The following is an 18,805-nucleotide window of genomic DNA, read 5'->3' as shown; positions in this document are numbered from 1 at the left end:
CAGGAGGACACCGTGTCCGACACCATCACCCCGGAGCTCGTCAGCCTCGACGCGCCCCTCGGGACCGACAAGAAGGACGTCATCCGCGCTCTCGCTCGCCTCGTCGCAGCGCAGGGCCGCGCCACGGACGCCGACGCCCTCGCGAATGACGCGATCGCTCGCGAGGAGAAGGATGAGACCGGGCTTCCCGGTGGCATCGCCATCCCGCACGCGAAGAGCTCTGCGGTGACGCAGGCCTCCCTCGCCTTTGCACGGCTGAAGCCGGGCGTGGCCTTCGGGGCGCCCGACGGACCGGCCGACCTCGTCTTCCTCATCGCCGCGCCCGAGAATGCCGCCGAGGAGCACCTCGCGGTGCTGTCGCGTCTCGCCCGCAGCCTGATGCAGGACACGTTCACGAGCGACCTCCGCGCGGCGGCGACTGCCGACGACGTCGTGCGTACGGTTCGCGCGGCGATCGGCGAGGGCGAGGCCGCCCCAGCACCCGCTGCCGCCGCGCCGACGGCCACCTCGGCTGCGCCGGCTGCGGCAGCCTCCGGCGACCTGACGATCGACGGCCGTCCCGCGCGCATCGTCGCCGTGACCTCGTGCGCGACGGGCATCGCCCATACCTTCATGGCTGCCGACGCGCTGACTGCCGCAGGTAAGGAAGCCGGGATCGACCTCGTGGTCGAACCCCAGGGCTCCAGCGGCTACCAGGCGCTGCCGGCATCCGTCATCGACAACGCCGACGCGGTCATCTTCGCCACCGACGTCGACGTCCGCGAGATGTCGCGGTTCGCCGGCAAGCCGGTCATCCGCTCGGGCGTCAAGCGCGGCATCGAGCAGCCCGTGCAGATGATCCGCGAAGCCGTCGCCGCCGCGTCCAACCCGAACGCCGCCCGCGTCAGCGGTGCCGCAGCGGATGCCGGCTCCGGCACGAGCGCGGCTACGACGCAGAACCTGTCGTGGGGCGCGAAGATCCAGCGCATCCTGCTCACGGGCGTCAGCTACATGATCCCCTTCGTCGCCGGCGGTGGTCTGCTGATCGCCCTCGGTTTCGCGCTGGGCGGCTACGAGGTCACGGCCAACGCGTCGAAGGTCATCATCGACAACGCGCTGTGGAACCTGCCCACGACCGACATCACGTCGCCGTTCGGGCCGCTCGGCCAGTACCTCGGGTCGGTGGCGTTCATGATCGGCTCGACGTCCATGGGCTTCCTGGTGGCCGCTCTCGCGGGATACATCGCCTACGCGATCGCCGACCGTCCGGGCATCGCTCCCGGATTCGTCGCCGGTGCGATCGCGGTCACGATGAGCGCCGGCTTCATCGGCGGCATCATCGGCGGTTTCCTCGCCGGCTTCGTGGCCTGGTGGCTCGGGCGCCTCCCCGCCCCGCGCTGGCTGCGCGGTCTGATGCCCGTGGTCATCATCCCGCTGCTCGGTTCGATCGTCGCCTCGGGTCTCATGATCCTGTTCCTCGGCCGGCCGATCGCCGCGCTCATGGCGCTCCTGACCGATGGACTCACGTCGCTCACCCAGAGCGGTGCGGGCCTCATCGTCGTCGGCGTGATCCTGGGCCTGATGATGTGCTTCGACCTCGGCGGTCCGATCAACAAGGTCGCCTACGTCTTCGCGACGACCGGACTCGCGGCCGCGTCCACCGAGAACACCGCGCCGTACCTCATCATGGCTGCCGTCATGACGGCGGGCATGGTGCCGCCGCTGGCTCTTGCGCTCGCGTCGACCGTGCTCGCGCGTCCGCTCTTCACGCCGGTCGAGCGCGAGAACGGCAAGGCGGCATGGCTGCTGGGCGCCTCGTTCATCAGTGAGGGTGCGATCCCGTTCGCGGCGGCCGACCCGCTGCGCGTCATCCCGGCCTCCCTCGTCGGCGGGGCGATCACCGGTGCGCTGAGCATGTGGTTCGGCGTCCAGAGCTTCGCTCCGCACGGCGGCGTGTTCGTGCTGTTCGCCATCTCCCCGGTGTGGGGTTTCTTCGTCGCGCTTCTGGCGGGTACCGTCGTTTCTGCGCTGTTGCTCGTCGTGCTCAAGAAGTACGTCCGCAAGAGCTCCACCGCCCCGGCCCCGGCCGCGGCGACCGCGACAGTCTGAGGAGACACCACCATGGCAGAACGCACCGCCACCATCGCGAGCAGCTCCGGACTGCACGCCCGCCCCGCGAAGCTCTTCGTGCAGGAGGTGCAGTCGAAGGGCGTTCCCGTCACGATCGCCGTCGAGGGCGGCCCCGACCTGAACGCCGGCAGCATCCTGAGCATCATGGGCCTGGGCGCCTCGCAGGGGTCGGTCGTGACGCTCAAGGCCGAGGGTGAGGGTGCCGAGAAGGCTCTCGACGAGCTCGTCGCCTTCCTCGAGATCGACCACGACGCGGCCTGATCCGCTCGGAACACACGGATGCCGTGGACCTTCGGGTCCACGGCATCCGTCGTTTCCGCGCGGCTCAGATGTCGGTGGAGTCGCCCGGGTCCAGCGCGACGAAGTCGCCGCCGTTCTGCTGGGCCGCCCACGCCAGCCGCTCGCGCCCCATCGCGAGGCCTGCCGGTGAGAGGGTCATGTCGTGGGCCGCGAAGACACGCCGCGGTTTGACCTCGAGCACGAAGTCCATCGCGTCGCCGATCTTCAGCCAAGGGGCGCCGACGGGCGCCGCCAGAAGCTCCACTTTCGCTCCCTTGGGCACGGCGTACGAGTCACCGGGGTAGTAGAACGCGTCGTCGACGAGGACGCCGACGTTGTCGATCACCGGGATCGACTCGTGGATCACCGCGTGGCGTCCGCCGAAGAACTCGAGGCTGAACGGACCCGCTTCGAGCTTGTCGCCGGGGGAGACCTCGCGGATGTCGAACCCTGCGGCCGCGCGCACGACACCCTCCGGGCCGTAGACGGGGATGTTCGGGAACTGCTCGAGGATCGTCGACAGGTGCTGCGACGTCCAGTGGTCGGGGTGCTCGTGCGTGACGACGACAGCCGCGACGTCATGCAGATCCTCGAGCGGCGAGGTGAACGTGCCGGGGTCGATGATCAGGGTCTTGCCGTCGCGCTCGAGGCGCAGGCAGGCGTGTTCGTGCTTGGTGACATGCATGCCCTCAGTCAACGCCCGACACGCCCGAGAGGGCAATGGGGGCCTCGATTTTGCCGGATGCGCGAGCCCGTGGCATACTTTAACGGTTGCCTCCGGAGCCCCGGGGAAGACAAAAAAGTACGGCCCCATCGTATAGCGGCCTAGTACGCCGCCCTCTCACGGCGGTAACGCGGGTTCGAATCCCGCTGGGGTCACCACTGCGAAACGCCCATCCGATCGGATGGGCGTTTCGCGTTTCTCGGGAACCGGCCTCCGGCCCCGCGAGGTCAGTCGCCGGTGGAGCTCCGTCGCGCTCGGCGCCGGCGCGTCGTCGAGACGACGAGCCAGATCAGCGCGGCGGTGAGACCGATCACGACGAGCCAGGGCAGCAGGAACCCGAGCGCCACGACGATCCCGTTGAAGGTGGCGATGAGCCCGTTCCACCCCGTCGCGAGTCCGTCGCCGAAGCCCGCGGGATCGGCGTCCACCTTCTCGGCCGGGGTCTGCAGCTGCACCGTGAGCGACGACAGGGTGACCTGCGACTCGAGCGCGGTGAGCTGCTGCCGCAGCGAGTCGAGCTCGGCCTGCCGGTCCGCGAGAGCAGACTCCGCCGCGATGAGGTCGGCGACCGACCCGGCTTCGCCCATGAGCTCCGTCAGCCGTTCGACCGATGCCTGCCCGGCGGCCACCCGGGCGCGCAGGTCGGTCGTCTGCGTTGTCACGTCGTCGCGTGAGACCTGCGAGCTCTCGACTTCGCCGACGTCCGCGAGCGCAGCGATGGCCTCCTCGAGGCTCGCTGCGGGAACCCGGACGGACACCCAGGCCGAGCCGACTGAGGCAGGCCAGACCGCGCGGTCATCCGCGTACGGCAACGCGCCCGCCGCCGTGCCCCCGAGACTCATCGACTCGACATAGCCGCCCGCGGCGACGGCGGCCGCGGCGATCGATTCCGCCGCGTCACGGGGATCGTCGGCGATCACTGTCGCGGATGCCGTGGCGATGACGTCGCGCCCGGCGGGGGAGTCGGACACGGCGCCGGAGGCCGACCCCTCATCGGTCGAGCCGTCCAACGCGAACGGCTCGGGCTGCGCCGCCGAGTCGCCGGTGTCTCGCGACACTGCGCCGTTCTCCGTCGTGCCGAAGAACCCCTCCGGGGCGGTGGCGGGCGCGACGGAGGATGCCCCGCCGCTGCTGCTCGTCAGCTGCGGCGCGACGGCCGCGGCCACGACGATCACGGCTGCCGCGGCGCCGGACGCGCCCCACCAGGCCCGCCGCCGTCGCGTCCGCTGCGCGGCGGCTCGGTCAGCCGAGGCGCGGCGCTCGGCGCGGTCGCGCGCGATGTCCGCGAACAAAGCCTCTTCGATCACATCGATACGGCTGTCATCCAGGGTGGGTAGATCGTTCATGACTGCTCCGGTTCAACGCTCGAGCGGACGAATGTGCGGATGCGGGAGAGCCGGTTCCGGACCGTCCCGTGGCTGACGCCGAGCTGGTCGGCGGCTGCTTGATACGCGAACCCTTCGGCGGCGCAGAGCCGGAAGATGTCCTGGTCGAGGGGGCTCAGCGAGCCGACGGCGGCGAGGATGCGTTCGACGAGATCGCTCTGCACCACCTGCCGCTCGACGTCTACCGTGTCGGCGACCTCGGCGGCGTCCTCATCCGTCGTGTGGCGTCGTTCCCGTTGCCGTCGGCGGATGCGGTTCGCGCTCTGGAACCGGCAGATGGTGACGAGCCACGGCAGCAGCGACTCGCCCGCCAGCTCGAGGTCGGGGAGTTTGCGCCAGGCCACCAGGAACGTCTCCTGCGTGACGTCCTCGGCTTCGAGGCGATCGCCCAGCAGGCCATGCGCGAGCCAGTACACCGGTCGCACGTAGGCGCGATAGAGCGTACGGAAGGCGTGCTCACTTCCGGACGCCGCAGCTTCGACGAGCTCGGCATCACCGCGGGTGATCGTGTCGACCATGCGTCTGAGTTCCTTCCCTCATCCCATCAGTGTCGCGTCGTCGCGAACCGTCTCGCACCCGGGCCGCGGGGGAGCCGGGGTGTAGTCTCGGGAGGCTTCCTCCCCGAAAGGCTCGCATGGACCTCCCCGTGCCGTTCCAGATCGTCGCGCTCGTCGTTCTGGTGCTCGTGCTCGTCGCCGATCTGCTCATCATCGTCAAGCGGCCCCACATCCCGTCGCCGAAGGAATCGACGCTGTGGGTGCTGTTCTACGTCTCCCTGGCGCTGGTGTTCGCCGGCATCCTCTGGGCCGTCGCAGACGTCGAGCACGCCGGACAGTTCGTCGCCGGATGGCTGACCGAATACAGCCTCTCCATCGACAACCTCTTCGTGTTCGTCCTGATCATGAGCCAGTTCTCGGTTCCGCGCCGGTATCAGCAGAAGGTGCTGATGGTGGGCATCATCATCGCGCTGGTGCTTCGAGGTCTCTTCATCCTCGCGGGGGCGGCGATCATCGAGCAGTTCAGCTGGGTGTTCTACATCTTCGGCGCCTTCCTCATCTACACGGCGATCAAGCAGGCGCTGCCCGAGGGCGACCACGACGACGACGTGAAGAAGGAGAACTTCCTCGTCCGCATCATCCGTCGCACGGTGGACATCTCCGACGAGTACGACGGCCCCAAGGTCCGGACCGTCGTGAACGGCAAGCGGATGTTCACCCCGATGATCATCGTCTTCGTGGCGATCGGCGTCACCGATCTGCTGTTCGCCCTCGACTCGATCCCAGCGATCTTCGGCATCACGCAGGACCCGTTCCTGGTGTTCACCGCGAACATCTTCGCGCTGATGGGGCTGCGCCAGCTCTACTTCCTGCTGGGCGATCTGCTCGACCGGCTCAAGTACCTGCACTACGGCATCGCGTTCATCCTCGCGTTCATCGGCGTGAAGCTGATTCTCCACGCGATGCACGAGAACGAGCTCGCGTTCATCAACGGCGGCGACGGGATCGCCTGGGCGCCGGAGATCTCGACGTGGGTGTCGCTCGGCGTCATCATCGGCGCCATGCTCGTCGCGACCGTCGCCAGTCTGATCGCCGCGCGGCACGACCGCGACGCGGCCGGCCCGACCCAGGCTGCGGCCGCCGTCGCCGACGAGCAGGGCACGCCCCCCACGGTCGAGCAGCCGCACCCGCGCGACGACGAGCGCTCGTGACCGGACGCCGCCGCGGCGCCCGGTGGTATTCTGACCGCATGCGGATCGCTCGCCTTCTCCTTAGCGGCCGCGGCGAGGTCTCGTTCTGAGCCCCTCCTCGCCGCGGAGTCCGTCGTGGGCTTGATCCCGGTTCGCAAGGAGAACGAAACCCATGAGCAATGCCACCCCTCCCGAGCGCCCGCGCACCCTCGCCGAAAAGGTCTGGGACGACCACCTCGTCGTCAAGGGTGAAGACGGTCAGCCCGACCTGATCTACATCGACTTGCACCTCGTGCACGAGGTCACGAGCCCGCAGGCCTTCGACGGTCTGCGTGCCGAGGGGCGTCCGCTGCGGCGCCTCGACCTGACGATCGCGACCGAGGACCACAACACCCCGACGCTCGACATCGACAAGCCGATCGCGGACCTCACGAGCCGAACGCAGATCGAGACCCTTCGGCGCAACGCCGAGGAGTTCGGCGTCCGCCTCCACTCGCTCGGCGACGCGGAGCAGGGCATCGTCCATGTCGTCGGACCCCAGCTCGGCCTCACGATGCCGGGCATCACGGTCGTGTGCGGCGACAGCCACACCTCGACGCACGGTGCGTTCGGCGCGATGGCGTTCGGCATCGGCACGAGCGAGGTCGAGCACGTCATGGCGACGCAGACCCTCCCGCTGAAGCCGTTCAAGACGATGGCGATCACCGTCGAGGGCGAGCTGAAGGAAGGCGTGACGGCGAAGGACATCATCCTCGCCGTGATCGCGAAGATCGGCACCAACGGCGGCCAGGGCTACGTGCTCGAGTACCGCGGCAGCGCCATCCGCGCCCTCTCCATGGAGGGGCGCATGACCATGTGCAACATGTCGATCGAGGCGGGCGCCCGCGCGGGCATGGTGGCCCCCGACGAGATCACCTTCGAATACGTGAAGGGTCGCCCGCACGCGCCGACCGGGCAGGACTGGGATGACGCCGTCGCTTACTGGCGCACGCTCCCCAGCGACGAGGGCGCCGTCTACGACGCCGAGATCTTCATCGATGCGGCCGAGCTCGAGCCGTTCGTCACGTGGGGAACCAACCCCGGCCAGGGCGTCTCGCTCAGTGCGACGGTTCCCTCGCCCGACGACTTCAGCGACCCGAACGAGAAGGCGGCGGCTGAACGCGCGCTCGAGTACATGGACCTGCAGCCGGGTACTCCGCTCAAGGAGATCCCGGTCGACGCCGTCTTCATGGGTTCGTGCACCAACAGCCGCATCGAAGACCTGCGCGCGTTCGCGTCGATCATCGAGGGGCGCACGAAGGCTGACGGAGTTCGCGTGATGGTCGTTCCGGGCTCCGCCCGCGTTCGGCTCGAGGCTGAGGCAGAGGGCCTCGACCGGGTCTTCACGGAGTTCGGGGCCGAGTGGCGCTTCGCCGGCTGCTCGATGTGCCTAGGCATGAATCCCGACCAGCTCGCTCCGGGCGAGCGCTGCGCGTCGACCAGCAACCGCAACTTCGAGGGACGCCAGGGCAAGGGCGGCCGTACGCACCTGGTGTCGCCGCTCGTGGCCGCCGCCACCGCTGTGCTCGGGCGCCTCGCATCGCCGAGCGATCTGCCCGCACGCGAGAAGGTCGAGGCCTGACCATGGAGAAGTTCGAGACCCATACCGGTGTCGTCGCACCGCTCAAGCGCTCCGCCGTCGACACCGACCAGATCATCCCGGCCGTCTACCTGAAGCGCGTCACCAAGACCGGCTTCGAGGACGCGCTCTTTGCCAACTGGCGTCAGGACCCCGAGTTCGTGCTGAACCAGCCCGCTTTCGCGGGGGCGTCGATCCTCGTCGCCGGGCCCGACTTCGGTACCGGATCGAGCCGTGAGCATGCGGTGTGGGCGCTGCGCGACTTCGGATTCCGCGTCGTGCTGGCACCCAAGTTCGCCGACATCTTCCGCGGCAACGCGGGCAAGCAGGGCCTCCTCGCCGGTGTCATCTCGGAGTCGGATCGCGAGGCGATCTGGGCTGCCGTGGATGCGCAGCCGGGGGTGCGGATGACGGTCGATCTCGAGGCACGCGTCGCTGCTCTCGGCGACCTCCGAGTCCCGTTCGAGATCGACGATTACACTCGTTGGAGGCTCCTCGAAGGACTCGACGACATCGGGCTCACGCTGCGCAATGAAGAGGCGATCGCGCAGTTCGAGGCGCGCCGCGAGGCGTGGCGACCCCGGACACTCCCCGTCGCGTAGCCCCGGATCACGCCCTGAACCGTGGGGCGAAGATCCGCCCCGCCCTCGATCACCAAGTGAGGAAGTCCTGCATGAGCACTCCGCCGAGTGAGCCGTCCGCATCGGAGAACGGCAACCGTCGCGAAGACGGCGAGATCCTCGAGATCCGGGGCGGGCGGCCCCTCGTCGGACGTGTCGACGTCAAGGGAGCGAAGAACTTCGCGACGAAGGCCATGGTTGCCTCGCTGCTCGGCGAGACCGAGAGCGTCCTGCGCGACGTTCCTGACATCAGCGATGTGGCCGTGGTCCGGTCCCTTCTCGAGGTGCACGGCGTGACGGTCGCCGACGACGGCGAGGGCACGTACCGGCTCGACCCGAGCGGGGCCGAATCGGCCGGCTTCGAGGAGATCGACGCGCACGCCGGCGCCTCGCGCATCCCGATCCTCTTCTGCGGGCCGCTCCTGCACCTGCTCGGCCAGGCGTTCATCCCCGACCTCGGCGGATGCCGAATCGGGGACCGCCCCATCGACTTCCATCTCGACGCGCTCCGCAAGTTCGGCGCGATCGTCGACAAGCAGCCCAACGGCATCCGTCTTTCGGCGCCCGAGGGACTTCACGGTGCGGACATCGACCTGCCCTACCCGAGCGTCGGCGCCACCGAGCAGGTGCTGCTGACTGCGGTGCGAGCCAAGGGCACGACGGAGCTGCGCAACGCCGCCATCGAACCCGAGATCATGGACCTGATCGCCGTGCTTCAGAAGATGGGCGCGATCATCTCCTACGAGCCGAATCGCGTGATCTTCATCGAGGGCGTCGACAAGCTCCGCGGGTACGACCACCGGTCGATCTTCGATCGCAACGAAGCAGCCTCATGGGCGTGCGCCGCCCTGGCGACCGACGGCGACATCTTCGTCGGCGGTGCGAAGCAGCAGGAGATGCTCACCTTCCTCAACGTCTTCCGCAAGGCCGGAGGCGACTTCGACATCCAGGAGGACGGCATCCGCTTCCGTCGCGACGGCGCGCTGCGTCCCGTCTCGGTCGAGACGGATGTCCACCCCGGATTCATGACCGACTGGCAGCAGCCGCTCATCGTCGCCCTGACTCAGGCCGAAGGCGTCTCGACCGTGCATGAGACGGTCTACGAGAACCGTCTCGGCTTCACTCAGGCGCTGAACAAGATGGGCGCGCAGATCGTGGTGCACCCCGAGGGCATCGCGAGCCCGGACCGTCGCGTCCCGCGTCGCGCCCTCGAGCAGGCCGCGGTCATCACGGGCCCGACGCCGCTGCACGGTGCGGATGTCGTCGTGCCCGACCTGCGCGGCGGATACAGCTACGTCATCGCGGCTCTCGCGGCCGAGGGAACGTCGGTCGTCCGCAACGTCGGGATCATCCGCCGGGGCTACGAGAAGTTCTTCGACAAGCTCGAGGCGCTCGGCGCCGACTTCGACATCATCGGCTGACGCGTGTCGCACAACCGCCGTCGCGCGTCCGCGGAGAAGACGAAGCCGACCCCGTTCTGGTTGGCCGCGGCCCTCGTCGTGCCCGCGGTCGGTCTGCTGGCCCGGATCGAGATCGAGGGCGGGGAGCATCTCCCGGAGGAGGGCCCGTACGTCCTCGCGCCCAATCATTACAGCGAGTTCGACCCGATCGTCATCGCCGTGGCGACCTGGCGCCTGGGCCGGGCGCCGCGATTCATGGCGAAGGAGAGCCTCTTCCGCGTGCCCGTCGTGGGTGCGGTGCTGAAGGGCCTCGGCATGATCCCCGTCTCGCGGACGACGTCGGCCTCGGCGGCGGGCCAGGCGATCTCGCAGGCCGCCGAGCTCGTGGCCGACGGTCGCGGCGTGATCGTGTATCCCGAGGGTTCGCTGACGCGCGAGCCCGATCTGTGGCCGATGCGAGGGAAGTCGGGTGCCGTCCGGGTCGCGGCGGCCGGCGACATCCCGATCATCCCGGTCGCCACGTGGGGCGTTCAGTCGATCCTCCCGCGTTACGGGAAGTTCAGCGCCTGGCCGCTGCGCAAGCGCATCCGCGTGCGCTTCGGTCCGCGTGTCGAGCTTCCTTTCGAACCGGGCGTGACGCCGTCGCCGACGCAGCTGGTGGCGGGAACGGACGCCGTGATGGCCCGCATCTCGGGGCTGCTCGGCGAGCTTCGCGGCGAGACCCCGCCCGCCGAGCGCTGGAACCCGGGACAGCACGGCCAGAAGGAGACGGGTCGCCTTGAGCCGTAAGACCGAGACCTCCGGACCCCGGGTCACCGTCATCGGTTCGGGTAGCTGGGGAACCACGTTCGGCAAGGTGCTCGCCGACGGCGGCGCCCAGGTCACGATGTGGGCGCGCCGTGCCGAGCTCGCGCATGAGATTCGCGAAGGCAAGCGCAACAGCCGGTATCTGCCGGGCATCAACCTCCCGCGTTCGATGACGGCCACCCACCATCTCTCGGAGGCGCTGCAGGGCGCCGAGCAGGTGTACCTCGCCGTATCGAGTCAGGCGCTGCGTGAGAACCTCACGGCCATCCGGCCCCTCATCGCCGGCGGAACGATGCCCGTCGTCTCCCTCATGAAGGGCGTCGAGAAGCGCACAGGCCTGCGAATGAGCCAGGTGATCGAGCAGGGGCTCGACTGCGACCCGAACCGCATCGCGGTCGCATCCGGACCGAATCTCGCCCTCGAGATCGCACGCGAACAGCCGACGGCCGCCGTGATCGCGTCTGCGAGCCAGGAGACGGCTGAGGCGGTCGCGCTGCGCGCACGCAATTCCTACTTCCGCACGTTCGTGAACACCGACGTGATCGGCACCGAGTTCGGCGGTGTGCTGAAGAATCTGATCGCCGTCGCGATCGGCATCGTCGACGGCGTCGGGTACGGCGAGAACACGAAGGCGTCCATCATCACGCGCGGTCTCGTCGAGATGACGGACTTCGCCGTGGCGCAGGGGGCTCACCCCGAAACCCTCCAGGGACTCGCGGGCCTCGGCGACCTCATCGCGACGTGCCAGTCGCCCCTGAGCCGCAACAACACGGCGGGGCGCCTGCTGGGGCAGGGCTACTCGTTCCAGGACGTCGTGAAGCAGATGGACCAGACCGCCGAAGGCCTGGCCTCGGTCGCGCCCGTCCTGACACTGGCGCGCGCAGCGGGAGTGCAGATGCCGATCGTCGAGCAGGTCAAGATGGTCCTCGACGGCACCATGAACCCGCGCGACATCGCGCCCCACCTGACCACCGACGACGACAAGCCGACCGGCGAGAGGACCCCCCATGGCGACGACAACAGTAGCGGTGCTCTTCGGCGGGCGTTCCAGCGAGCACTCGATCAGTTCCGCAACGGCGGCCGGGGTCCTGCGCGCGATCGATCGTGAGCGCTACCGCGTGATCCCCGTCGGGATCACGCGCGAGGGTGCGTTCGTCCTGGAGGACGACGACGCCGATAAGTTCGCGCTGAACCCGGAACGGATGCCGGAGGTCGTCGACAACGGCACGCGCATCCTGTGGCCCGAGCCCGGCGGCCGGCGAGAGCTCCGGGTGCGCCGCGACGACAGCTCCGTCGAGGCGCTCGGCGAGATCGACGTCGTGCTGCCGATCCTGCATGGTCCGCACGGCGAGGACGGCACGATCCAAGGGTTCTTCGACACGCTGCAGCTGCCCTACGCCGGCGGCGGGGTCTTCGACTCCGCCCTGTGCATGGACAAGCACTTCATGAAGATCGTGCTGCAGGCTGCCGGCATCCCCGTCGCTCCCTGGGTCACCGTCGAAGAGACCCGGTGGCGTCGAGACCCCGACGGTGTTCGTGTGGATGCCGCAGGCCTCGGCTTTCCGAGCTTCGTCAAGCCGGCGCGCGCCGGATCGAGCGTCGGGGTGTCGAAGGTCCACGAGGCGGCCGAGCTCGACGCGGCCCTCGAGCTGGCGTTCGCGGAAGACGGCAAGGTGCTGATCGAGCCGGCGATCGTCGGCCGCGAGGTCGAGGTCGCGGTTCTGGAGGGGCGCGGCGAAGACTCCGCCCGAGCGTCACTGCCGGGGGAGATCGTGCTCACAACGCGCGAGTTCTACGACTTCGAGGGCAAGTACCTCGGCGGTGACGGCGCGGAGGTCGTCTGTCCGGCCGATGTGACGGCTGACGAGATCGAGGCGCTCCAGAACATGGCGGTCGCCGCATTCACCGCCGTCGACGGCCGCGGGCTCGCGCGCGTCGACTTCTTCCAGACGGCCGATGGCCTGTATGTCAACGAGCTCAACACGATGCCGGGCTTCACGCCGATCTCGATGTTCCCGAAGTGCTGGATCGCCTCGGGCCTCAGCTACAGCGACCTCATCGCCGAGCTGATCGAGGTCGCGCTCTCCCGGCCCGTCGGGCGCGCCGTCAGGGACTGACGGGCGAGGGGACGGGGGTCGCCTCCGCACGGTCGACGCATGCACCGCCGTCGCTGGGCAGCCGCGACACGACCCGTGACAGTTCGTCGAGGACCTCTCGACTCGACACGCCCTGCACCTCGGCCGAGATCTCGGTGTTGAAGTAGAGCTCGACCGCGGGCTTTCGCCCGTACGTGACGACACGGAAGCGCGGCGCTTCCGATTCGTCGATGACCCAGTCGACGCCGGCGACCGATTCGCAGCGCAGCGTCGTGGGACCGGGAGAGGCGACACCGCACGAGAAGATGATGGTCGCCGGATCGCCCCACGCGGCCGTTGCCTGGCTGTCCGTCCAGCGGCGCTCTGCGCCGGCGACCTGCTGCGGAAGCCGAACCATCAGGTCGGCGCATTCGGGAGCGTTCGCTTCCGGGGCCGAGGGGACGTTGACGGTCCCGGCACAGCCAGCGAGGGCGAGAGTCACCGAGGCCAGGACGAGTGCGGGAATCGTACGGCGGAGCGGCATCCCTCCAGGGTACTGGGCCGCGAGGGGCCGCGACCGCCGGGGTAGCGTGGGACCATGCCCGACGTCGATCCCGCCACCCCCGTCGGCTCCCTGTCGGAAGAGACCGTGCTCGCGCAGATCCTCCAGCACTTGGGCCCGGGCCAGGCACTCGTCGGGCCGGGCGACGATGCCGCGGTGCTGCGGCTCGCCGATGCACGCGTCGTGGTGACCACCGACACGTTGATCCACGGTCCGGATTTCCGGCTGGCCTGGTCGTCCGGGCGAGACCTCGGCGCGAAGGCTGCGGCCGTCAACCTCGCGGACGTCGCCGCGATGGGCGCCCGGCCCGTCGCTCTGTTCGTCGCTCTCGCCATGCCGCCCGAGACGAGCATCGGGTTCGTCGGCGAGCTCGCCTCCGGGCTTCGAGAGGCGTGCGACGAGCTCGCCCCGGGATGCCGGGTCGAGGGAGGCGATCTCACGAGCTCCGATACGCTCACGATCGCCGTCACCGCGGTCGGCGAGCTCGACCCGGGCCGGGCTCCGGTGCTGCGCTCCGGGGCACGCCCCGGTGACATCGTGGCGATCTGCGGCGATGTCGGTCTCGCCGCCGCGGGTCTCGACATCCTGTTCGATCGATTCCGAGATGAGCGGGGTGCGGCAGTAGCCGTCGACGACGCTGCGCTGAGCCCGTCCGAGCGCGTCGCAGTGCGGGGGCAGCTCCGCCCGCGTCCACCGATCGGGTCCGGTACAGCTGCGGCGCGAGCGGGCGCGACGGCGATGATGGACGTGTCCGACGGCCTGGTGCGTGATGCTCGTCGTCTCGGCCGGGCCTCCGGCGTCACGGTCGATCTCGAGCGGAGCGCGCTCGGCCGGGACAGCGATCGCGCGCTTCGCGGCGGCGAGGATCATGCGCTCCTCGCGACCTTCGCCGCCGGGACGGTGCTTCCCGCGGGCTTCCGTCGCATCGGCTCGGTGAAGCAGGCCGGCCTCGACCCGCTCACCGTGGACGGGCGGCCGGAACGTTCGGCCGGCGGATGGGACCCTTACCGCGACTGGGACGGCGCGGGCGGCTGACCACCATTGTCCGCGCGTTCGTACCACCACAGTGCGGTATCGCCGTAACGCTTGCTGCGCAGCGGTTCGAGCTGCGCCGGAACGCGCGGCTCGGGGGAGCGGCTCGCGCGTTCCACGATGACGACCGCCCCTGGCGCGGTGACGTCGGCCAGCAGTGCGAGAGTGATCGCGAGGGCGTCGTCATCGAGGTCGTAGGGCGGGTCGATGAACACGAGGTCGAAGGGCCCGGATGCCGACTGCAGGAACGCGTCGGCGCTGCTGCGATGAACCCGGACCGCCGACGAGCCGACGGCCCGAGCGACGGTTCGCGCGTTGCGGTCGGTCACCGCGGCCGCCGACGCCGACTTCTCGACGAGGTCGACGGACGCCGCGCCCCGACTGACGGCCTCGAGACCCAGTGCACCCGAGCCGGCGTAGAGGTCGAGCACGCGCGCGCCGTCGAGGACGCCCGAGGCATCGAGCCCCCCGAAGAGCGACTCGCGGACCCGGTCGCTCGTCGGTCGGGTGCCGCGGTCGGGAACCCGCAGCACGAGCGATCCGGCGGCGCCGGCGATGATGCGTGTCATGACGGGCCCGCCGTATGTTCCGCGGCCTCGTCGCCGGCGCTGCCGCCGTTCTCGTCGCGGAGGCGCGGCTCGCTACGCAGCTCGGGGCGGAACCCCGCCTTGTCGGCGTAGAACTCGCGGATGACGGCCATGTCGGCGGCGACGTCGCCCGTGAGCTCGATCGTCGGTCCGAGGCCGGTGGTCATGGTGGTGCGGTCGACGTACCCGAGCGTCACCGGCAGGCCCGAGGCGCGGGCGATGCGGTAGAACCCCGACTTCCAGCCGGTACGGGAGGTGCGGGTCCCGTCCGGGGTGATGACCAGACCGAACACCTCGCCCGCCGCGATCTGCGCGAGGACATCGTCGACGACGCGCGAGGGGTCGTCCCGGTCGACGGGGATGCCGCCGAGGCGACGCATCGGACCGCTCCGCCAGCCGCGGAACAGACTCTTCTTGCCCAGCCACCGGACCGGGATCTGCAGACGCCACGCGATCGCGAGCATGAGCACGAAATCCCAGTTGGAGGTGTGCGGCGCACCGATGAGGATGGTGGGTCGTGTGGGTGCGGGCGTGCTGACGAGGCGCCAGCGGCTGAACGTCCAGAAGATGCGGGCGATCGCGCGTCGGAGCATGCTCTTACCGTAAAGCCTGGCGGCAGCGTGTCCGACCTCCTGCCTAGACTCGACTCCATGCCGCAGGTCGACCTGGATACCCCGCTGCCGCAGGCCGTGGGCGAGAAGGTCGCCGCGACGCTCTCGCGTGCGTTCGCGATGTCGACGGTCGGTGACCTCCTCGCGCACTACCCGCGTCGCTACGCCCGCCGCGGCGAGCTGACCCCGATCTCGTCGCTGCCCGTGGGGGAGATGGCGACGATCGTCGCCGAGGTGGAATCGGTTTCGGAGCGTCCGATGCGTCAGCGCCGAGGGTCGCTCATCGAGGTCGTGATCAGCGATGGCGTCGGCGAAGCGACGCTGACGTTCTTCGGACAGAAGTGGCGTCTCCAAGAGCTCCGGGTCGGGCGACAGGGCATCTTCTCGGGCAAGGTCGGGGTGTTCAAGGGAAAGCAGCAGTTCGCCCACCCCGACTACGAGCTCTTCGACGACGAGGTCGAGGCGCGCGTGACGGCGGTCGCGCGAAGCCTCGAACCGATCCCCATCTACTCGGCCACCAGCACCATCACGAGCTGGCAGCTGCGCAAGATCATCGCCGACGTCATCGCGCGGCTCGGTGACGTGGCCGATCCGCTGCCCGACGAGCTGCGTGAACGGCGTCAGCTCCTCGATGCCCGGACGGCGCTCGTTCAGGTGCACACCCCGACCGTCCCCGAGCACGTGCGGCCGGGGTTCGAGACCCTCCGCATGCACGAGGCCTTCGTCCTTCAGGCAGCGCTCCTGCAGCACCGCATCCAGGTGCGGCGACTCGCCGCCACTGCCCGACCGGCGGGAGACCTTCTCGAGCAGTTCGACGCCGCTCTGCCCTTCGAGCGCACCCCCGATCAGATCGCCGTCGGCGACGTGATCGCCGACGATCTCGTGAACGAGTGGCCGATGAACCGGCTGGTGCAGGGCGAGGTGGGTTCGGGTAAAACGCTCGTGGCTCTTCGCGCCATGCTGCAGGTTGCGCAGTCCGGCGGGCAGGCAGCACTCATCGCTCCGACGGAGGTCCTCGCGGCGCAGCACGTGCGATCCATCGCGAAGATGCTGGGGCCGCGGCTCGCCCCCGAGCTGATGCCCACTCTGCTCACGGGGGCGCAGCCGGCCGCTGAGCGGCGCAAGGCTGCCCTGCGGGCAGCATCCGGCCAGGCACGGATCGTGGTGGGCACCCACGCGCTGCTGAGTGCGTCGACGACGTTCGCCGACCTCGGCCTGGTCGTCGTCGACGAGCAGCACCGATTCGGCGTCGAGCAGCGCGAGGCGCTCCGCGCGAAGGGCACCTCGCCCCACGTGCTCGTGCTGACGGCGACGCCGATCCCGCGCACCGTGGCGATGACCGTTTTCGGAGACCTCGACGTGTCGACGATCCGCACGATGCCGACCGGGCGCGCGGGCATCTCCACCTTCGTCGCGCCTCTGGCCGAGAAGCCGGGCTGGTTCGGCCGGGTGTGGGAGCGCGTGGCCGAAGAGGTCGCTCAGGGACGACAGGCCTTCGTCGTGTGTGCGGCGATCGACGCCGAGAAGGCCGTGGTCGACGACACCGACGACGCTGGCATGCTCGAAGACGGCACGCGGACGCGGACTCGCTGGGGAGTCGTTCAGGCCACCGCGATGCTCGCACAGCATCCGTCGTTCGCCGACCTCACCGTCGCGACGCTGCACGGCAAGATGCCCGCAGACGAGAAGGATGCCGTCATGCAGGCGTTCGCCCGCGGTGAGATCGACGTGCTCGTGGCCACGACAGTCGTCGAGGTCGGCGTCGACGTGCCGAACGCCTCGACCATGGTGATCCTCGAGGCTGAACGATTCGGAGTGTCGCAGCTTCATCAGCTGCGCGGCCGCGTCGGCCGGGGCAGCGTGCCCGGGCTGTGTCTGCTGGTCACCGAGGCAGACCCCGATACGGCGGCGCGGTCACGGGTCGAGGCCGTCGCGGCCACGACCGACGGCTTCTCCCTCGCAGAGGTCGACCTCGAGCTGCGGGGCGAGGGAGACGTCCTCGGCGATGCTCAGTCAGGTGCGCGGTCATCGCTTCGTCTGCTGCGAGTCGTCGCGGATGCCGACCTGATCGCGCAGGCGCGCGACGAAGCCGCATCCGTGCTGCAGAACGACCCCGATCTGTCGGAGCATCCCGGGCTCGCCGCAGCCATTGCGCGGCGCCTGGGCGAGGACGAGCGCGGCGCGCTCCACAGGAACTAGGCTCAGACCATGAGCAACCGGATCGCGGTCGTGCCCGGCTCCTTCGATCCGCCGACCCTCGGCCATCTCGACGTCATCCGTCGGGCCGCTGCCTTGTACGACCAGCTCCACGTCCTGGTCGTCCACAACCCCGGCAAAGAAGCGATGCTCCCCATCGCGCAGCGTCAGGCGCTTCTCGAGCAGTCGATCGACGAGGCCGGGATCGAGGGTGAGATCGTCGTTGCGGCGTGGAGCATGGGACTGCTCGTCGACTACGCGACCGACGTCGGTGCCGGGATCCTCGTCAAGGGGATCCGGTCGCAGGTCGACGTCGCCTACGAGACGCCGATGGCGATCGTCAACCGGCACCTCGCTCAGATCGAGACCGTGTTCCTGCTTCCCGACCCCGCGCACGCGCTGGTGTCGAGCTCGCTCGTGCGGCAGGTCGCCTCGCTCGGCGGCGACGTGTCGCCCTTCGTGCCGGGCCCCGTCGCGCGGTTCCTCGACACGGGATCCCGCGGCATCTGAGTCCGCTCGACGCCACGGCGACTAGCATGGTCGATCGTGGGTAGAAAGCACGTCACCGGACCATTCGTCATCCCCGTGCGCGACATCGTGCGCCAGCCGGGGGAGATGCGGGAGTTCGCGTTCAGCGTGCCCGCGCCCGACAAGTGGGGCGAGGGTCTCGTCTCGGTCGCCGCGGGCCGGCCGATCGATCTCGAGGTGCGCCTCGAGTCGGTGCACGAGGGCATCCTGGCCACCGCTGAGGCCGACACCGTGTATGACGGCGTCTGCGGTCGGTGCCTGACGGAACTGACACGCCCCCTCCGAATCGAGTTTCAGGAGCTCTTCGGGTATTCTGGGGACGAAGCGTCCGACTTCGAGGTTCAAGACGACCACGTGGATCTTGAAACTCCGGTCAGGGATTCGATCGTCCTGGCGCTTCCGTTCCAACCGGTGTGTCAGCCGGATTGCCCCGGGCTCGACCCGGTCACGGGTGAGAAGCTGACGCCGGGAGCGGAACCTGCGGAGCAGGTGCAGATCGACCCGCGCTGGGCCGCGCTGACGGCCTACACCCCAGACCACGACGACGCAGACCACCGCGTCGCGCCCGACACAGAGAAGAGCTAG

19 protein-coding genes and 1 tRNA gene are annotated in these 18,805 nt (G+C 69.4%); 14 read left to right on the top strand and 6 right to left on the bottom strand.

Annotation, left to right across the window (positions count from 1 at the left end):
- Positions 1–12: 12 nt before the first annotated feature.
- Together ACLBWJ_RS02270 and ACLBWJ_RS02265 are read left to right on the top strand one after the other, a co-directional pair.
- Entirely contained in the window at positions 13–2,088 is a 2,076-nt protein-coding gene (locus ACLBWJ_RS02270; protein ID WP_447659663.1) for a PTS fructose transporter subunit IIABC, read from the top strand.
- 12 nt (positions 2,089–2,100) lie between these two features.
- Positions 2,101–2,370, top strand: coding sequence for an HPr family phosphocarrier protein (locus ACLBWJ_RS02265; protein WP_023951028.1), 270 nt, complete (start codon positions 2,101–2,103; stop codon positions 2,368–2,370).
- A 64-nt stretch (positions 2,371–2,434) separates the two neighbouring features.
- Here the strand turns inward: ACLBWJ_RS02265 and ACLBWJ_RS02260 are convergent, their stop codons facing one another.
- Positions 2,435–3,073: an MBL fold metallo-hydrolase gene (locus ACLBWJ_RS02260; protein WP_447659662.1), complete on the bottom strand. Its 639-nt coding sequence runs from the start codon at positions 3,071–3,073 to the stop codon at positions 2,435–2,437.
- Positions 3,074–3,194: 121 nt separating this feature from the next.
- Between ACLBWJ_RS02260 and ACLBWJ_RS02255 the strand changes: the two genes are divergently transcribed.
- Positions 3,195–3,270 (top strand) — tRNA-Glu (locus ACLBWJ_RS02255).
- A gap of 69 nt (positions 3,271–3,339) precedes the next feature.
- Here ACLBWJ_RS02255 and ACLBWJ_RS02250 read toward each other — a convergent pair.
- Positions 3,340–4,458, bottom strand: a complete 1,119-nt coding sequence (locus ACLBWJ_RS02250) for a DUF4349 domain-containing protein (RefSeq protein WP_447659661.1) — start codon at positions 4,456–4,458, stop codon at positions 3,340–3,342.
- Positions 4,455–5,015, bottom strand: a complete 561-nt coding sequence (locus tag ACLBWJ_RS02245) for an RNA polymerase sigma factor (RefSeq protein ID WP_274177795.1) — start codon at positions 5,013–5,015, stop codon at positions 4,455–4,457. Before ACLBWJ_RS02245 ends, ACLBWJ_RS02250 begins: the two co-directional genes overlap by 4 nt.
- A gap of 116 nt (positions 5,016–5,131) precedes the next feature.
- Here ACLBWJ_RS02245 and ACLBWJ_RS02240 point away from each other — a divergent pair, with 116 nt between their 5' ends.
- The 7 genes from ACLBWJ_RS02240 to ACLBWJ_RS02210 all read left to right on the top strand — a co-directional run bounded on the left by ACLBWJ_RS02240 (position 5,132) and on the right by ACLBWJ_RS02210 (position 12,746).
- Positions 5,132–6,205 carry a TerC family protein gene (locus ACLBWJ_RS02240; RefSeq protein WP_112614442.1) on the top strand — a complete coding sequence of 358 codons (1,074 nt, stop codon included), beginning with the start codon at positions 5,132–5,134 and terminating at the stop codon, positions 6,203–6,205.
- A gap of 151 nt (positions 6,206–6,356) precedes the next feature.
- Positions 6,357–7,805 carry a 3-isopropylmalate dehydratase large subunit gene (leuC, locus tag ACLBWJ_RS02235; protein WP_447659659.1) on the top strand — a complete coding sequence of 483 codons (1,449 nt, stop codon included), beginning with the start codon at positions 6,357–6,359 and terminating at the stop codon, positions 7,803–7,805.
- A 2-nt stretch (positions 7,806–7,807) separates the two neighbouring features.
- Complete coding sequence (leuD, locus tag ACLBWJ_RS02230; protein ID WP_023951020.1) at positions 7,808–8,404, top strand: 3-isopropylmalate dehydratase small subunit; 597 nt, start codon at positions 7,808–7,810, stop codon at positions 8,402–8,404.
- A gap of 71 nt (positions 8,405–8,475) precedes the next feature.
- Positions 8,476–9,843: a UDP-N-acetylglucosamine 1-carboxyvinyltransferase gene (murA, locus tag ACLBWJ_RS02225; protein ID WP_282502508.1), complete on the top strand. Its 1,368-nt coding sequence runs from the start codon at positions 8,476–8,478 to the stop codon at positions 9,841–9,843.
- 3 nt (positions 9,844–9,846) lie between these two features.
- On the top strand, positions 9,847–10,611 hold the full coding sequence (locus ACLBWJ_RS02220; RefSeq protein ID WP_112614448.1) for a lysophospholipid acyltransferase family protein: 765 nt from the start codon (positions 9,847–9,849) through the stop codon (positions 10,609–10,611).
- Positions 10,601–11,737 carry an NAD(P)H-dependent glycerol-3-phosphate dehydrogenase gene (locus ACLBWJ_RS02215; RefSeq protein WP_114589590.1) on the top strand — a complete coding sequence of 379 codons (1,137 nt, stop codon included), beginning with the start codon at positions 10,601–10,603 and terminating at the stop codon, positions 11,735–11,737. The genes ACLBWJ_RS02220 and ACLBWJ_RS02215 overlap by 11 nt, the downstream gene beginning before the upstream one ends.
- Positions 11,637–12,746 carry a D-alanine--D-alanine ligase family protein gene (locus ACLBWJ_RS02210; protein ID WP_447659657.1) on the top strand — a complete coding sequence of 370 codons (1,110 nt, stop codon included), beginning with the start codon at positions 11,637–11,639 and terminating at the stop codon, positions 12,744–12,746. Before ACLBWJ_RS02215 ends, ACLBWJ_RS02210 begins: the two co-directional genes overlap by 101 nt.
- On the opposite strand, the gene ACLBWJ_RS02205 is transcribed toward ACLBWJ_RS02210, so the two are convergent.
- Entirely contained in the window at positions 12,736–13,248 is a 513-nt protein-coding gene (locus tag ACLBWJ_RS02205) for a DUF3515 family protein (RefSeq protein WP_447659655.1), read from the bottom strand. The genes ACLBWJ_RS02210 and ACLBWJ_RS02205 overlap by 11 nt on opposite strands.
- Before the next feature lie 54 nt (positions 13,249–13,302).
- Between ACLBWJ_RS02205 and thiL the strand changes: the two genes are divergently transcribed.
- The gene (thiL, locus tag ACLBWJ_RS02200; RefSeq protein ID WP_447659654.1) at positions 13,303–14,301 is read left to right on the top strand and encodes a thiamine-phosphate kinase; all 999 of its coding nucleotides are present in this window, start codon (positions 13,303–13,305) and stop codon (positions 14,299–14,301) included.
- Here thiL and rsmD read toward each other — a convergent pair.
- Positions 14,271–14,867: a 16S rRNA (guanine(966)-N(2))-methyltransferase RsmD gene (gene rsmD, locus ACLBWJ_RS02195; protein WP_274177797.1), complete on the bottom strand. Its 597-nt coding sequence runs from the start codon at positions 14,865–14,867 to the stop codon at positions 14,271–14,273. The genes thiL and rsmD overlap by 31 nt on opposite strands.
- Positions 14,864–15,478: a 1-acyl-sn-glycerol-3-phosphate acyltransferase gene (locus ACLBWJ_RS02190; protein ID WP_114589327.1), complete on the bottom strand. Its 615-nt coding sequence runs from the start codon at positions 15,476–15,478 to the stop codon at positions 14,864–14,866. The genes rsmD and ACLBWJ_RS02190 overlap by 4 nt, the downstream gene beginning before the upstream one ends.
- Before the next feature lie 57 nt (positions 15,479–15,535).
- Here ACLBWJ_RS02190 and ACLBWJ_RS02185 point away from each other — a divergent pair, with 57 nt between their 5' ends.
- The 3 genes from ACLBWJ_RS02185 (at position 15,536) to ACLBWJ_RS02175 (ending at position 18,805) form a co-directional block, all read left to right on the top strand.
- Positions 15,536–17,695 (top strand): ATP-dependent DNA helicase RecG, encoded by a 2,160-nt coding sequence (locus tag ACLBWJ_RS02185; RefSeq protein WP_282502514.1) that lies wholly within the window; start codon positions 15,536–15,538, stop codon positions 17,693–17,695.
- A 9-nt stretch (positions 17,696–17,704) separates the two neighbouring features.
- On the top strand, positions 17,705–18,202 hold the full coding sequence (gene coaD, locus ACLBWJ_RS02180; RefSeq protein WP_112614462.1) for a pantetheine-phosphate adenylyltransferase: 498 nt from the start codon (positions 17,705–17,707) through the stop codon (positions 18,200–18,202).
- A 105-nt stretch (positions 18,203–18,307) separates the two neighbouring features.
- The gene (locus ACLBWJ_RS02175) at positions 18,308–18,805 is read left to right on the top strand and encodes a YceD family protein (RefSeq protein WP_112615121.1); all 498 of its coding nucleotides are present in this window, start codon (positions 18,308–18,310) and stop codon (positions 18,803–18,805) included.

This window comes from Microbacterium sp. M4A5_1d, from assembly GCF_053345465.1.
The sequence above is the reverse complement of the archived record's forward strand: the minus strand, read 5'-3'. Positions and strand labels throughout refer to the sequence as shown.